Here is a 15,289-nt window from a genome sequence, read left to right on the forward strand (position 1 = left end):
TGGCATTACATTTTCTCTGGTGCAGAAACTCCGATCAACTTAAGTGCATCTTGCAGTGTAATTTGAACAGCTTTCATCAAACCGAGGCGTGCTCTGGATTTTTCTTGATTGTCAGGGTCTAATACTTTCTCCGCATTGTAGAAACTGTGCAGTGCGGATGCGAGTTCAAATGTGTAGTTCGTGATACGGTGCGGGATGCGCTTTTCTGCCGCTTCCGCTACCGCAAGTGGGTATTCCCCAAGCTTTTTCAAAAGATCGATCTCTTTTTCAGAGGAGATGTGTTCAAGCGCGAAGTTTCCTTCTAGGCTCAAGCCTTGCTCTTCCCCTTGGCGAAGCATGCTGCAAATACGAGCATGTGCGTATTGTGCATAGAAAACCGGGTTTTCGTTGGACTGGGATACTGCCAAGTCCATATCGAAATCTAGATGTGTATCCCCTGAACGCATGGCGAAGAAGTAACGTACGGCATCCAAGCCCACTTCTTCCATCAAATCACGCATCGTTACCGCTTTACCGGTACGTTTGCTCATTTTCATCTTTTCGCCGTTTTGGAAAAGGTGAACAAGCTGGATAATTTCTACTTCCAATGCGGCTTTTCCGTAACCAAGCGCTTCAATGGCAGCTTTCATACGAGGGATATAACCGTGGTGGTCTGCTCCCCAGATGTTGATCAGCTTGTCATGGCCTCGTTTTAGTTTATCTTGGTGGTACGCGATGTCCGGCGTCAGATATGTGTAAGAACCGTCATTTTTAATGAGTACACGGTTTTTGTCATCGCCAAATTCTGTGGAGCGGAACCATGTTGCTCCCTCTTCTTCATAGATGTGGCCCTGTTCGCGAAGGGTCGTTAGAGCCTCGTCGATTTTTCCATTGTTGTACAAGGAAGTCTCAGAGTACCAAACGTCAAAGCGGACACGGAACTCTTCTAAATCCTGTTGCAATTTTTTCATTTCGTATTTTAAGCCGTATTCACGGAAAAAGCTGCGGCGGTCTTCTTCTGATTCGTTGACGAAACGGTCGCCGAACTCATCTGCAATTGCCTGTCCGATTCCGATGATGTCTTTGCCATGATAGCCGTCTTCTGGCATTTCTTTGTCTTGACCAAGCGCTTGGAAGTAACGTGCCTCAACGGAAAGTGCCAGGTTATTGATTTGGTTACCTGCGTCGTTGATGTAATATTCGCGTGTTACCTCATAGCCTGCCTTATCCAGTACATTACAAAGGGAATCCCCCACTGCAGCACCACGGGCATGTCCTAGGTGAAGGTCGCCTGTAGGATTTGCCGAAACAAACTCGACATTGATTTTTTCACCCTTACCGATGTTGGAACGTCCGTAATCGGCGCCTGCTTTTAGGATCGTCGGAATTAGGTCTGTCAAGTAGGCATTGTCCATGTAAAAGTTGATGAATCCAGGACCAGCGATATCGATCTTTTCGATGGATGCTTTGGATTGATCAAAATTTTTCACAATTTCTTCTGCAATCATACGAGGTGCTTTTTTCGCTACGCGCGCAAGCTGCATCGCCATGTTTGTGGAATAGTCCCCGTTCGCTTTATCCTTTGGTGTTTCTAAAACAATAGCTGGAATTTGCTCCTCTGTTGCCAAGCCTGCTTTCAGAACGGAAGCCTTAATCTCTTCTTTCAGGCGTTCTTGTACTTGTTCTACTATATTCATCTTGCCTGTTCCTCCTCGTAGTTGATTGTTATCAAGTATTGACCGGTTATTTGATCTTGAACCTTCAATTTATAGTCAAGCTGCAAACAGCCTCGTTTCTTTTCCCGATCCTTCATCATGACCACTTTTTCGGTTTCCGTTTCAAACTGAAACCTTGCTCCACCGCCCTGGTAGCTGCCGTCTGTCGTTTCACCGGCACGGAAGGATTGCAGCATATTGATGTCACCTGAACGCTTCAGACGCACTTCTTTGTCCGTAATTTTATAAAAACAATCGACCTTCTCCTTGCCTTCCAATTCCTCTGAGAAGACGATGTACTCTGATTCACCTTTTATGTAGTATTGACCATCTGCTCCAAACACAACAAACTCTCTGTCATTATCCGCATTAATTATTTCCGACTGGAACGTCACCTTTATCGGCATCTTTAAGTGATTTTGATTGTCTGCCATCTGGCCCCACATCCTTTTATCTTTAACGCTTATTGGTTCGCGTCGATTTTTCTATAACCTTCATAGTATAAAACAAGTAGGGTGTGGAGTTCAATAGAGGATGTCGGAAGATTTGGGGAAATCGGTGGTTTTTGGGGTGGTTTGGGAGTAGAGAGGAGTTCTATTTGACAGTTAGTTTGAGTCTCCTCGGGCTTCGGGGGTATAGAGCCAATCTATCTGACTTTTCAGGCGAGTTTCTTTGCGCTTCGGACGTTTAGAACCGTTCTATTTGACCTTTCTCGTGATTTCCCTCGGGCTTCGGGCGTTTAGAACCGTTCTATTTGACCTTTCTCGTGATTTTCCTCGGCCTTCGGGCGTATAGAACCGTTCTATTAGACTTTTCACCAGGATTTCTTGAGCCTTCAGGAGTATAGAACCCTTTTATACACAAAAAAGCCCCGTTCCCTAAGCAGCCGCTTAGCAGCAATCACTTAGAAAACAGAGCCTATTTTCAAAATTTTATTTTACCCAACCTAAAATCATTTCACGGATCAGCTTGCTCGCTGTGTTGGCAGTCTGCTCAGAAGTGTCATAGATTGGTGCAACCTCTACCAAATCCGCTCCAACTACGTTCACATCGGAACCTGCGATGGCATGGATGGATGCAAGCAATTCACGGGATGTAATGCCGCCGCAATCCACTGTACCTGTACCAGGTGCGTGTGCAGGGTCAAGCACGTCAATGTCGATTGTTACATATACCGGACGGCCAGCAAGTGTCGGAAGGATCTCTTTTAACGGCTCAAGCACTTCGAATTTGGAGATGTGCATGCCGACTTCCTTCGCCCATTGGAACTCTTCCTTCATACCTGAACGAATTCCAAATGAGTACACATTCTTAGGTCCAATCAGGTTTGCTGCTTTCTTGATCGGTGTAGAGTGGGAAAGCGGCTCGCCTTCATAGTCGTCACGAAGGTCTGTATGTGCGTCCATGTGGATGATGGCAAGGTCAGGGTATTTTTTGTACATTGCTTTGATGACAGGCCAAGATACAAGATGCTCTCCGCCCATTCCAAGTGGGAACTTGTCTTTTTCTAAAAGACTGTCGATGTATTCTTCGATTATTTCGATGCTTTTTTGCGGGTTACCGAATGGCAATGGGATGTCGCCTGCATCAAAGTATTTTACTTCTTCTAATTCGCGGTCAAGATACGGGCTGTACTCTTCCAGTCCGATGGATACTTCGCGGATACGGGACGGGCCGAAGCGAGATCCTGGACGGTAGCTTACTGTCCAGTCCATCGGCATGCCGTAGATCACTGCTTGACTATCTTCAAAGCTCGGGTGGCTTTTAATAAACACGTTGCCAGAATATGCTTCATCAAAACGCATGAGTGGTTTCCTCCTTGAATGAAGGGGTCTGACCCTTAGCGCTTTAACGCGCTGAGGGTCAGACCCCTCTTTATCACTCTATCTTATTACTTCACTAAATCAGCGACGAATTTTGGTAGGGCGAATGCTGCTTTGTGCAGGTCTTTTGTGTAGTATTTTGTGTCGATTTCGTGGAAACGGTCTTCGCTTACTTCCAGTGGGTCGTGTTTTTTGGATCCGATGGTGAATGTCCACATGCCGCTTGGGTATGTTGGGATGTTTGCGATGTATAGACGTGTAATCGGGAAGATTTCACGTACGTCGCGTTGTACATTTGTGATCAACTCAGGTGTGAACCATGGGTTGTCCGTTTGCGCTACGAATACACCGTCTTCTTTTAATGCTTTAGAGATTCCCGCGTAGAAACCTTTTGTGAACAAGTTTACAGCTGGTCCAACAGGCTCCGTGGAGTCTACCATGATGACGTCATAAACGTTTTCGCTTTCTGCAATGTGCATGAAGCCGTCTCCGACTTTTACTTCTACGCGCTCGTTTTCAAGTTCTCCTGCAATTTCAGGAAGGTACTTTTTAGAGTACTCGATTACTTTTCCGTCGATTTCAACAAGTGTCGCTTTTTTCACACTTGGGTGTTTCAGGACTTCGCGGATAACGCCGCCGTCTCCTCCACCTACTACCAACACATTTTCAGGGTTCGGGTGTGTGAACAATGGTACGTGTGCCACCATTTCGTGATAAACGAACTCGTCCTTTTGTGTGGTCATCACCATTCCGTCCAAAATAAGCATGTTGCCGAACTCTTCTGTTTCTACCATATCAAGCTTTTGGAATTCCGTCTGCTCTGTATGTAAAGTGCGTTTGATTTTCGCTGTGATTCCGAAGTTTTTTGTTTGATATTCTGTGTACCATAATTCCATTTTGTACAACATTCCCTTCCAAAGTAAATTGTTCTATCTATCTTGCGGCCATAAGCGTAAGTTTCTATCGTTAAATGCACGTTTTTATCGTTCCCTATCGATGAAAAATGAAACATTGATTTCTCGGGATTTCTTGCTTCTGCGGCCAACGAACAACCACTTCCACTTTTCTAATCACCAAGAAAAAAGTATAGATGAATCTAGCAAAAATTCAAGTAAAAAATTTATTTTTCTGCAAATGTTTAAAAAGGTTCAAAGAATTTCATACTAGGAAATAAAATCATTTTTTATTAATGAAGATATATGTTCGTTTAAACGGTTGATTTCCGTTCCAGGCGCTTCGCTTTTCTGCGGGTGGTCCGGGAGCCTCCTCGGCAAGCCTGCGGGGTCTCCCCTGTCCCTTCCTCCCGCGGAAGTCTACGCGCCTTCCACTGCAATCAACTTAGGTATTTCACTATGAAAAATTCATTAGATAGAGATCATAGATAAAGGGGGTTTGAGAAAATGGAATTAATCACAAACGACCGGTTTCAGCAGGTCATCAAATATATTCGTGCCATGTTTTTTATCGGAATCATCCTATCAATCTCTTTCTTTCTTTTAGTTGGCGGAGTTTGGATATATGCAAAATCCAAGGGTGCCCCTCCCCTTTCCGTTACGCAGTCATCGATTTTTTACAGCAAGGACGGAGCGATCATCGGAGAGGCTCATAGTGGCGAGAAACGTTACTGGGTTGGACTTGAGGACATATCCCCTTATTTAGTGGATGCGACGGTGGCGGTAGAGGACAGGCGTTTTTTTACCCATCACGGGTTTGACCCAAAACGGATTGGCGGGGCCATTCTTGCCGACATTAAGGCTCGCGCTAAGGTTCAAGGAGCGAGTACCATTTCGCAGCAATATGCTCGAAATCTTTTCCTTGTCCATGATAAAACGTGGAAGCGAAAGTGGGAGGAAGCCCTTTACACCATCAGGATCGAGGCAAATTACTCCAAGGAAGAGATTCTCGAAGGCTATTTGAATACAATCTATTATGGTCATGGCGCTTATGGAATTGAATCGGCGTCCTATTACTATTTTAACAAGCCAGCCAAGGAACTGACATTAGCGGAAGCCAGCATGCTTGCAGGCATACCGAAAGGTCCGAGCGTTTTCTCGCCTTATGCAGATAGCGACCGGGCACGCCAAAGGCAAGAGATTGTTCTCCAATCTATGGTGGAAAACGGCTCTCTTACTAAAAAAGAAGCGGAAGAAGCGCTCGCACAACCACTGACATACGGAAACCGTGAGCATCTGCCGAAAGAGTTTATGGCTCCATATTTCCAAGATGCAGTTCGGGCGGAGATTAGAAATGTTTTGGGCCTGCAAAAAGAGTTAGAAATGGGCGGGCTTCACATTTACACCACCTTGGATCCTACTCTCCAGGCTATTGCGGAAGAAGAAGTGGAGAAAACGTTCGATCCAGCGTCTGACATGCAAGTCGGCTTCGTTTCAATGGATCCGAAAACAGGAAGAGTGCTTGCGCTAGTCGGTGGAAGAGATTATGAAGAAAGCTCGTACAACCGGGTTACACAGGCAGAAAGGCAACCAGGGTCGACTTTCAAGCCATTGTTGTATTACCGGGCGCTTGAGCAGGGGTTCACGCCATCCACTGGTTTCCGGAGTGAAGTGACCACTTTCCAAGTGGATAACGGACGTTCGACATACACGCCGCACAACTTCAACAACTACTATGCCAATGATGTTTTGACGATGATGCAGGCCTTGCCATTATCCGATAACGTCTTTGCGGTAAAAACACATCTGCTGCTTGGTGAAGAAGAATTGACCAAACAGGCAAAAAAACTTGGCATTCATTCGCAAATTAAGGATGTCCCTTCTCTTGCACTTGGTACATCTCCTGTACGAGTAATCGATATGGCCAATGCCTACAGTGTTTTTGCAAACGGTGGGAAAGAAGTGAAGCCTGTTTTTATTGAAAAGGTAGTGAACTACCGTGGAGAAGTTCTTTTTGAGCGAGAAAAAGAAACGAAGCAATTGTTGGATCCTGATGTAACATTTGTACTGAATCATTTGATGACGGGAATGTTTGATCCGGCTTTAAACGGCTATATGGCCGTAACCGGGAATGCGATTCTCGACAAGCTGACAAGACCGTATGCCGGAAAGTCAGGGTCCACCGAAACGGACAGCTGGATGATTGGATACACCCCGCAGCTTGTCAGTGCTGTCTGGACAGGCTATGACAGGGATCAATCGATTACGCTTTGGGCGGAAAAGCACTATGCGAAAAATTTATGGGCAGGATTCATGGAGCGCGCGCTCGACAATAAATCGGTTGTGACTTTTGCCCCAACAGAAGGAGTGGTAGGGGTACAGGTCAACCCGCAAAGCGGCCTTCTAGCCACAAGCGACTGCCCGGTTTCCAGGCTAAGCTATTATATAAAAGGAACCGAACCAACCGAATACTGCATGGCGCATCTAGAGGATGTAAAAGAGGAAGAAGCTATTCCTGATGAGCAGCCCAAAAAAGAAGATAAAAAATGGTGGAAACGATTTGTTCCATGGATGTAGTGTCTAAGATACACCGCTGTTGATTTCCGCAAACGGCTTCGCTTTCCGCGGGGCGACCTTGAGCCTCCTCACTTCGTTGCGGGGTCTCAACAATGTCGCTTCCCCCCCGCAGGAGTCTGCGCCTTTTGCTCCAATCAACTGCTATGGGCTTCTACTAACAAATAGTATCCTAATAAAGTTAAAACCCCCGGGATGTCTCCCGGGGGTTTTAGGTGTCCTAGCTTTCCATGTGTTCTACACATGTGAGTTAATTTTACTTTTTTTGTCGTAATAACTCAAGTAGGTAGAGTGGAACATTCAAAAAAATGTCACATCTTTATTTTCGATAACCTCTTGACAAACTAGTTTACAACCAACTGCTTCTTAAGATCATCGGAAGCTCTCTCCCACATTCCACTGTCATGAGACTCCAGATAGTTTTGCAAAATAGCTTTAGAACGGTCATCCATGTGCTCCACCATGATGTGGCGTTTCATGGATTTATCCATTTTATTCACATGCTCCGGCAGGGACTTGTAGCCTCGGCGGATTTCACGGTCCACCGTCATTTCACATGCTGTCACTCCGGCATAGTATGGCCCCTCTTGTTTGCGGTCGATGGTTACCCAAACAAGCCAGTAAGGTTTTCCGTTCGGTACGTCCTCTTTGTTGGGAAGAAACTTGATCCCACGCTCTACTGTACTGCGGGCATGCATCGCGCCGATGTCAACAAAGGCTTCCCCGCCCTCTACATCTACAAATACAGGTGACACATTATCAAGGCTGAGCGCCCCGATTCCGAACCCGCCGTGCCCGTCTGTCGGGTCATTTTTTATAATATTAAAGCCAATTGGTTTCTTCTTTTTTTCCTGATCCATTTTCTAGCCCCCTTGCTTAATTGGATAGCTGCGGCGGCAAATCCGATCCTGCCGCTTGCGCTTTTCTTTTCATTATACAATAATTTACGGGAGAGTTAAAAACATTCAAAGGAGCGAATAGAAAATGCCATATGTAACCGTGAAGATGCTGGAAGGCCGAAATGAAGAACAGAAAAAAGCATTGGTGGAAAAAGTGACAGCTGCTGTCAGCGAAACAACCGGTGCCCCGGAAGAGAAAATCGTCGTCTTTATTGAAGAGATGACAAAGGGACATTATGCTGTTGGCGGTAAGCGATTAAGCGACCAATAATTGCAAGGTCATCGGGATTCGGACAGGCTTTCGAATCCCTTTTTCAGTTCAATAATTCGCTTAACTTCTTCTTTTTCTCTTCCACCATTTTTATATCAAGCGGCTCGAAGTAATCCTCTTTGATGCTCTCCACCAAAAAGCCCCACATATTCTTCACCTTCTCCTTAATCTCCTGATTGCTTCCCTCAGCGATAAGAATCAGGCACTCCAACGTCGTGAGGACGACCGAGATATCCCGTTCTCCGTATATTCGAATCTGATAAAAACCCGTATATAATATTTCTTCAAAATTACGTTGTGGAATCGTCACTCTTTTTTCCTTATCTTCATCAAGGTAGGTGATGGCGTCTGCATCGACCTCTCCAAACTCCATCAACAACCTGCTCATGTACCGAATGCAGTTGTTGGCCGTATTGGGGTCATTGATACCAGGAGATATTGCACGCAGGGCCACTTCAGACATTTTCTGCAAGGCAAATTCGCCATCCTGAAGCGGCGTCCGCTCCTCCCCCACCTCGATAAATGCGGTCAGATCCATGTCTTCCGGTTTTTCTTTTGTAAAATAGACGAAGGCGATCACGCTGCGTTCTGTCACAAAGTCACCGATTCGTTTATTGAAAACTATATGAAAACCGTGCTCTTTCGCCTTGGCAGCCAACCCTTCCGTATCGATTACTTGGACATAGCCTGTCGCCTTGGGAGTGAGCTCCACTTTTTCCTGAGTGGACGCTTGAATATCCATTTTTTCAAAAATGATTTTTTCGGCTTTATAGAGTAATTTTTTCTTTTTCACCGTAGCAAGCCCTTCCTTCATGAGCCTCTCTATAAGCTTGCTGACCTGGATTGAGCGTGCGACATGGTGAATGAAAAAGACAAAGTAACCCACACAAATGACCGCGAGAATGACACCGACACCTGACGCCAACACCCGCTGCTCATCTAGCCAATCTTTCATGAACAGCAAGGACAACACCGTATAAATAAAGGAACCGACAAACACACCAAGTACACGCAAGGTGGTCTTTTCCGTCATGAAATCCTGAAGCGTCCGAGGAGAAAACTGACTAGAATAAGTGGTCAAGACGACCATGATCGTGGAAAAAGAAATGGTGGTCATCGTGAGAATGGCGGTGGCAATCGAGCTCAAAATGGTGGTGCTCAAATCTACATTCGTAAAAAACATCTTTGGAAGGTAATTCTGAACAGAATCGGCAAAAACGGTATCTATTGATATAACAATTGCTGTAAGAATGATGCTTGCCAACGCGTATAGGCTCGGCACAAACCATATTTCCTTTCTTGCTCGTAGCGTCCACTTTTCCATTGTATATTGCTCCTCTTTTTGTCGGCTTTTTATAGGTAGCATTCCCTTTTTTGGGGGAGGGTAAGCCTATTTTCCTGTCACGAAGTGTACCATTCAGGTTATTGTGACTTTTTGAGCTGTTATTGTAACTTTCTTGAGGGGGATTGTGACTTTTAAGATGATGATTGTAACTTTTTCAGAAGTTATTGTAACTTTTTCCATTTTTCCGTATAGAAAAAACCCAACAGGATCCAACCATCCTCTTGGGCTCTTCAAAATCTATTGTTTGATGCATTCGCGAAGGCTTTCGATATAGTCGTAAGCCTCGTTTACTTCTTCCTCTGTGTATCGCTGCTTGCTTTTCAGCGTAAAGACTTTTTCCTGGACCTCTTCTTTCGGCAGGTTCTCGAAGAAAAGCACGGTGGAAACAAGCTCTAAAAAGCGGGAGCTCTGTTCGTTCATCTTGGTCATGCACTCATTCAGGTGAGGCATTTCCAGGTCGTAGTGCGTCAAGAATTCCTCTCCGTTTTCCGTCAGCGCATAGCGATATTGCGAGTAGCCACCCTTGTTCTCTTTTAGCTCGCTCAAAAAGCCGAGATTGCAGAGCTCTTCTACTCTTAATGTCACCTCTTCAGAATATGGTCCGTAAAAATGGAAATTGTACTTTTCGTAAAATGGGTAGTTTAGCTTTTTGGCTATATACACCATTTTCTGCAGCTTCTTTCTCCCGATGACTTCACCTGCAGATGCAAACACCTTCATTAATTTTGCGTGATCTGTCAACAAACCCTTTCATCTCCTAACCTTAGCCGTTGCCTATATTCCTAGTATCTCTCTGATTTTTTTCTTTGCCGTTTTTTTCGTCGATAGATCTTCTAGCAAGTCCTGTGGAAAATAAAGCTTGTGGTCGGTTCTTCTTTTGCCGGAAATGGCATCCACGATTTCAGATTCCCTTGAAAGCTCACGCACATCCCCGTTTGGCATAAGCAGGTGAATCGGAAGGCGCTCCTCTTCTTCTCCCGGACGGTAAAAGTCGTACGGCAGGTCGGACGAGGAGTCCACCACTAGATAGTATGCAGGGTCGATGCCCGCTTTCTTAAAGAGACTTGTCAGTTCCATCAAGTCCATCATTTGCTTATTAGGATTAAATTCGACGTATTTAAACAAATTCCTGTTCATAAATCGTCGACATAAGTCACTTAATATCGAATCTTCTTCTTCCTGCCAGGATTGGAAATAATACATAACCACTGCTTCATCAAGCTTTATGTAATCCTCTACTGAAATTTCTTCCTCAAAAAGGGAGTAAAAATGAACAGGATGATATTTAAATGTGTAATATTCTTGGTGTAATTGTTTGGCGCGGTGCAAAATTTTTGTCAAAATTACTTCTGCACTTCGCGTTACAGGGTGAAAATAAACCTGCCAGTACATCTGGTAGCGGCTCATGATATAATCTTCCACCGCATGCATCCCGCTCGATTTAATGACCACCTGATCTTCTCTCGGGCGCATGACGCGAAGAATCCGCTCCATATCGAAATGCCCGTAACTAACTCCGGTAAAATATGCGTCACGCTGCAGGTAGTCCATTCGGTCAGCATCTATCTGACTAGAAATCATGCTAACCACTAATTTATTTTTATACGTTTTCGCGATGACCTCGGCCACATCTTTTGGAAAATCCTTATGGACTTTTTTAAGGACGACGTTTACTTCCGTATCCCCGAGAATGATGGCCTGGGTAAAATCTTCGTGATCTAAGTGGAACACCTTTTCAAAGGAATGAGAAAAAGGTCCGTGTCCCAGGTCATGCAGCAAGGCAGCACACAGACATAACAGGCGGTCATCCGGATTCCAGTCCTGTCTTCCCTCGAACCCATCATCAATGATGCGGCGGACAATCTCGTATACTCCCAATGAATGGTTAAGTCTGCTATGCTCTGCACCGTGGAACGTCAAATAGGTGGTGCCAAGCTGGCGGATCCGGCGCAAACGCTGAAATTCCCTAGTCCCGATTAAATCCCAAACAACCCTGTCGCGCACATGGACGTAACGGTGCACAGGATCCTTAAATACCTTTTCTTCACTCAGTTTTTCGGTTGCATAACTCATTTCGTTACCCTCTTTATTTTCGGCATAATATTTATCTATCTCTATTATATCGTAAATATTTTACAAGAAAAGGATGGATTGTTGGGGTAACTCCCTTTTTAGGTTTACCCTACCTTTTTACCTCTTAGTCTTGTTTTTTCTAGAAAAGGCGAATAAAAAATCACCTATGCAGGATACAGAGGCGATTTTTATTTCTTTAACTTTTTCTCTATTTTTTCGATTAGTTCATCTTCTGTTGGTGCGGAGACAGGACGGTTGTTTACGAATGCAAACGACTTCTTCCTTCCCGGCCCGCAATAGGATTGACAGCCCACTTCCACACGTGCACCCTCGTCCACTTTTTTCAGCTTCGGAATCAGGGTTTTCACGTTGGTTGCGTCGCAGTCATCACAAATGCGAAACTCATTTGCCATGGTTCTACACAGCCCTTTCTTATTAACAAGTGATGGGAGTCACTTTATCGTTCGTTAACTAAAAGGTATTTTACAGGGAATTCATGGACAATGCAAGTTCGTTTCTAGGAGATTTGAGGCGAAATACTGACAGATAACAATCTAGTAATTTTTTCTATGAATATGTATAAATATTTTTTTCTCCGTCAAAAATATAGACAGAACGATGATTAAATAAGGGAGTTGGATTATATATGAAAGATCGTCAAGATGCTTGGTCCGAAGAGAATGATTTATTGCTAGCAGAAACCGTTCTGCGCCATGTCCGTGAAGGAAGTACACAGTTGAATGCTTTTGAAGAGGTCGGCGACAAGCTGAACCGCACGTCCGCTGCATGTGGATTCCGCTGGAACGCGGTAGTCCGACATGACTATGAAAAGGCGCTGCAGCTTGCGAAAAAGCAGAGAAAGCAACGGCAGCGTGCGCTCGGGCAGCCTACGAAAAAACTATTGTACACGCCGCCTGAGACGGTGGTGAATGAGGAGTTGCCGTTTGTGTTGGAGCAGATGGAGGAAAGACCGCTTGATGCAGCAGATACACAGCAGTCTTTTGCCGCTCCTCAGACAAGAGTGGAGCGACGAGCTGCAGAGCTGAAAGCACAACCTTCTTTTGCAGGCTACGGCAGTGGCAAAATGGGATTGGGAACGGGTTCCTCTTTATCCATGGAGCAAGTGATAAGTTTCTTACAAACCATGAAACACTCAAACGTCCATACTAGCGCTCTACAACAAGAAAATGAGAGATTAGTAAAAGAAAATGCAGAACTTGCGCGTGCCAACAGCGAACTGGAAAAACGCGTCCAAAAACTACAAGACGAGCAAGTCACCGTCCAAGAAGACTACGAAACACTCATGAAAATCATGAACCGTGCCCGCAAACTAGTCCTCTTCGACGAAGAAGAACACGTCCCATCCAAATTCATGATGGACCGCAACGGCAACCTGGAGAAACTGGCGGAATAGAGATAAAAAGAAAAAAGGGGTCTGACCCCAATCGCTTTAAAGCATTGAAGATGGGTCTGACCCCACTTACGTTAATGCATTAAAGAGTGGGCAGGCCCTCTTTTTATTTTTCTCCGAGAACTTTTTCGTTTCGTTCTACGATTCTTGCGTAGTATTGTTCGTACAAGTCCAGTTCATGGCCTTGCAGGGTGTTGGCGAAGATGGTGCCGCTTATTTCTTTCAGTGAGGTCAAAAGGCGCAGCATCACATCTTGCACTGTTAGGTTCTGACCAGTGAGCTCTGTAAGGGACGCCATCACGTTTGGCACAATGGTCGGAAAAGCGAACTTGGTCGTTTCATCTCGAAGGGAGCGTTTGTAGAACTCTCCAATCATCTCTGCCCGCTCAGATCCACTTCCGTCGATGCATAAGTAAATTTGGACAGCCACTCCTCCGCGGATACGGCGCTGAGAGATGCCAGCAAACTTTTTATCTTCAATGCTGAGGTCATAACTGCCAGGGCAATAGGAACCGACAATTTCCTTCGCCTCCATGTGGTAAGGCATATCGCGGAACATATGCTTTGTGAGCTCCCACATTGCATCATACCCACGATTGATATCGATTGCCTTCTCCCCTTCCGGAAAAACAAGGGAAATGTTCAGGACACCTTGGTCCAGGACGACTGCAAGTCCACCCGAGTTCCTGACGATTACTTCATAACCTTGACTGTTCAAATAATCAATTCCTGCTTGTAAGTGCGGAAGACGGGTATCCTGAATGCCCAACACGACCGTGTTATGGTGCACCCACGTCCGACATGTCGCCCCGCTCTCTCCTTTGCCAATAGCGGTGCATAACGTATCATCCATCGCAAATGATTGCAACGCATGAAAATTCGGACCTAAAGAAGACTGATCTATAATACGCCAACTCGGCTGCTTCAACAACCGCAACGCAGACGTGTCAATTGATGTTGGTTCTGTTGGTTCTGCCATAATCATTAATGCTCCTCTTAACTACCGTACTTATAGGTTCCTTTGCATTATACTACATGGTTTTAGAGAAAAAAATACCCTTTGGGGGTCAGACCCCCAAAGGGTTTTCCCTCTCTCCGTCGAATACTTAAAAGAGGTATGTGCTTTTAATTTGCACATACCTCTTCTTATCTAACTTTTTATTTTTAGTTATCTGCTTGGCCTGCTGTGATGAGCGCTAGTTTGTAGACGTCTTCTACGCTGCAGCCGCGGGATAGGTCGTTTACTGGCTTGTTGAGGCCTTGTAGGATTGGGCCTACTGCTTCGAAGTTTCCTAGGCGTTGGGCAATTTTGTAGCCGATGTTTCCAGCTTCTAGGCTAGGGAATACAAATACGTTTGCGTCCCCTTGAATTTTTGAACCTGGTGCTTTCTTTTCCGCAACAGATGGTACGAATGCAGCATCAAATTGGAACTCTCCATCCACTACAAGATCTGGAGCACGTTCTGAAGCAATGCGCGCCGCTTCTACCACACGCTCTGTTTCTGGTGATTTTGCAGATCCTTTTGTAGAAAAGCTTAGCATTGCCACTTTCGGTTCGATTCCGAACATGTTCGCTGTTGCTGCACTTTCCACTGCGATTTCTGCAAGGTCGTTGCTGTCTGGTGAAATGTTGATTGCGCAGTCCGCGAACACATACTTCTCATCGTTACGTACCATGATGAAGACACCAGAAGTTTTACGTACACCTTCTTTGGTTTTAATGATTTGCAGTGCCGGACGCACAGTGTCAGCCGTGGAATGTGCCGCTCCACTTACAAGCCCTTGCGCACGGTCCACGTGTACAAGCATCGTGCCAAAGTAGTTCGGGTTCAACAAAATCTTGCGCGCATCCTCTTCTGTCGCTTTACCTTTACGACGTTCCACGAAAGAAGCGACAAGCTCGTCCATGTTTTCGTATGACTTCGGATCGTAAATTTCTACGCCGTCCAATGTTAATTTCAACTCGGAAGCAAGTCCGTTGATCTCGTCCAAATCTCCAACCACAATTGGCTTCACCATATTTTCTGCAGCCAAACGTGCAACGGCCGTTAACACACGCTCGTCATTGCCTTCTGGAAATACAATTTTAATATCTTTTCCTGCTACTTTGTCTTTTAATGTTTGAAATAAATCGCTCACAAAGGTCACTCCTTAATCCGCTTTATTTTCGCTTCTATTGTTTAGGATACTCCTTCAATATGGAAAAGCAACCGATACCTTTTATTGTTATCGCTTACAGAAAAAAGTCTTTATTTTCTAAAAAAAGCCCTCCATCTATGCCCTACTATTGTATCTGTGCTGCCCTT

Annotated in this window: 14 protein-coding genes; 3 read left to right on the top strand and 11 right to left on the bottom strand. The window is 45.1% G+C overall.

All coding sequences use genetic code 11. From position 1 onward, the window contains the following. Positions 1-5: 5 nt before the first annotated feature. The 4 genes from argS to speE all read right to left on the bottom strand — a co-directional run bounded on the left by argS (position 6) and on the right by speE (position 4,413). Positions 6-1,676 carry an arginine--tRNA ligase gene (gene argS, locus B4U37_RS20625; protein WP_088019786.1) on the bottom strand — a complete coding sequence of 557 codons (1,671 nt, stop codon included), beginning with the start codon at positions 1,674-1,676 and terminating at the stop codon, positions 6-8. After that, positions 1,673-2,128 (bottom strand): YwiB family protein, encoded by a 456-nt coding sequence (locus tag B4U37_RS20630; RefSeq protein WP_157663865.1) that lies wholly within the window; start codon positions 2,126-2,128, stop codon positions 1,673-1,675. Before B4U37_RS20630 ends, argS begins: the two co-directional genes overlap by 4 nt. A gap of 498 nt (positions 2,129-2,626) precedes the next feature. Next, positions 2,627-3,499 carry an agmatinase gene (gene speB, locus B4U37_RS20635; RefSeq protein WP_088019790.1) on the bottom strand — a complete coding sequence of 291 codons (873 nt, stop codon included), beginning with the start codon at positions 3,497-3,499 and terminating at the stop codon, positions 2,627-2,629. Positions 3,500-3,585: 86 nt separating this feature from the next. Further along, on the bottom strand, positions 3,586-4,413 hold the full coding sequence (speE, locus tag B4U37_RS20640) for a spermidine synthase (protein ID WP_010197498.1): 828 nt from the start codon (positions 4,411-4,413) through the stop codon (positions 3,586-3,588). A 504-nt stretch (positions 4,414-4,917) separates the two neighbouring features. Here speE and B4U37_RS20645 point away from each other — a divergent pair. Next, positions 4,918-6,987 carry a transglycosylase domain-containing protein gene (locus B4U37_RS20645; protein ID WP_088019792.1) on the top strand — a complete coding sequence of 690 codons (2,070 nt, stop codon included), beginning with the start codon at positions 4,918-4,920 and terminating at the stop codon, positions 6,985-6,987. Positions 6,988-7,328: 341 nt separating this feature from the next. Here the strand turns inward: B4U37_RS20645 and B4U37_RS20650 are convergent, their stop codons facing one another. After that, positions 7,329-7,844 (bottom strand): YwhD family protein, encoded by a 516-nt coding sequence (locus tag B4U37_RS20650; RefSeq protein WP_088019794.1) that lies wholly within the window; start codon positions 7,842-7,844, stop codon positions 7,329-7,331. 124 nt (positions 7,845-7,968) lie between these two features. On the opposite strand from B4U37_RS20650, the gene B4U37_RS20655 reads away from it, so the two are divergent. After that, the gene (locus tag B4U37_RS20655) at positions 7,969-8,154 is read left to right on the top strand and encodes a 2-hydroxymuconate tautomerase (protein ID WP_010197504.1); all 186 of its coding nucleotides are present in this window, start codon (positions 7,969-7,971) and stop codon (positions 8,152-8,154) included. Between the two features lie 43 nt (positions 8,155-8,197). Here the strand turns inward: B4U37_RS20655 and B4U37_RS20660 are convergent, their stop codons facing one another. The 4 genes from B4U37_RS20660 to B4U37_RS20675 form a co-directional block, all read right to left on the bottom strand. Next, positions 8,198-9,478: a DUF2254 domain-containing protein gene (locus B4U37_RS20660; protein ID WP_157663866.1), complete on the bottom strand. Its 1,281-nt coding sequence runs from the start codon at positions 9,476-9,478 to the stop codon at positions 8,198-8,200. 258 nt (positions 9,479-9,736) lie between these two features. After that, positions 9,737-10,243, bottom strand: coding sequence for a YwgA family protein (locus B4U37_RS20665; RefSeq protein ID WP_010197508.1), 507 nt, complete (start codon positions 10,241-10,243; stop codon positions 9,737-9,739). A gap of 30 nt (positions 10,244-10,273) precedes the next feature. Next, a complete protein-coding gene (locus tag B4U37_RS20670; RefSeq protein WP_010197510.1) occupies positions 10,274-11,572 on the bottom strand; it encodes an HD domain-containing protein in 1,299 nt (432 codons plus the stop codon). 188 nt (positions 11,573-11,760) lie between these two features. Then, positions 11,761-11,985 carry a YuzB family protein gene (locus B4U37_RS20675; RefSeq protein ID WP_088019798.1) on the bottom strand — a complete coding sequence of 75 codons (225 nt, stop codon included), beginning with the start codon at positions 11,983-11,985 and terminating at the stop codon, positions 11,761-11,763. A 233-nt stretch (positions 11,986-12,218) separates the two neighbouring features. Here B4U37_RS20675 and B4U37_RS20680 point away from each other — a divergent pair, with 233 nt between their 5' ends. Continuing rightward, entirely contained in the window at positions 12,219-12,986 is a 768-nt protein-coding gene (locus B4U37_RS20680; protein ID WP_088019801.1) for an RsfA family transcriptional regulator, read from the top strand. A 103-nt stretch (positions 12,987-13,089) separates the two neighbouring features. On the opposite strand, the gene lipL is transcribed toward B4U37_RS20680, so the two are convergent. Both lipL and pta read right to left on the bottom strand, forming a co-directional pair. Next, positions 13,090-13,968 (bottom strand): octanoyl-[GcvH]:protein N-octanoyltransferase, encoded by an 879-nt coding sequence (gene lipL, locus B4U37_RS20685; RefSeq protein WP_088019803.1) that lies wholly within the window; start codon positions 13,966-13,968, stop codon positions 13,090-13,092. A gap of 179 nt (positions 13,969-14,147) precedes the next feature. Continuing rightward, the gene (gene pta / locus B4U37_RS20690) at positions 14,148-15,122 is read right to left on the bottom strand and encodes a phosphate acetyltransferase (protein WP_088019804.1); all 975 of its coding nucleotides are present in this window, start codon (positions 15,120-15,122) and stop codon (positions 14,148-14,150) included. Positions 15,123-15,289 lie beyond the last annotated feature (167 nt).

It is taken from the genome of Sutcliffiella horikoshii (assembly GCF_002157855.1).
Taxonomy (GTDB): domain Bacteria; phylum Bacillota; class Bacilli; order Bacillales; family Bacillaceae_I; genus Sutcliffiella_A; species Sutcliffiella_A horikoshii_C.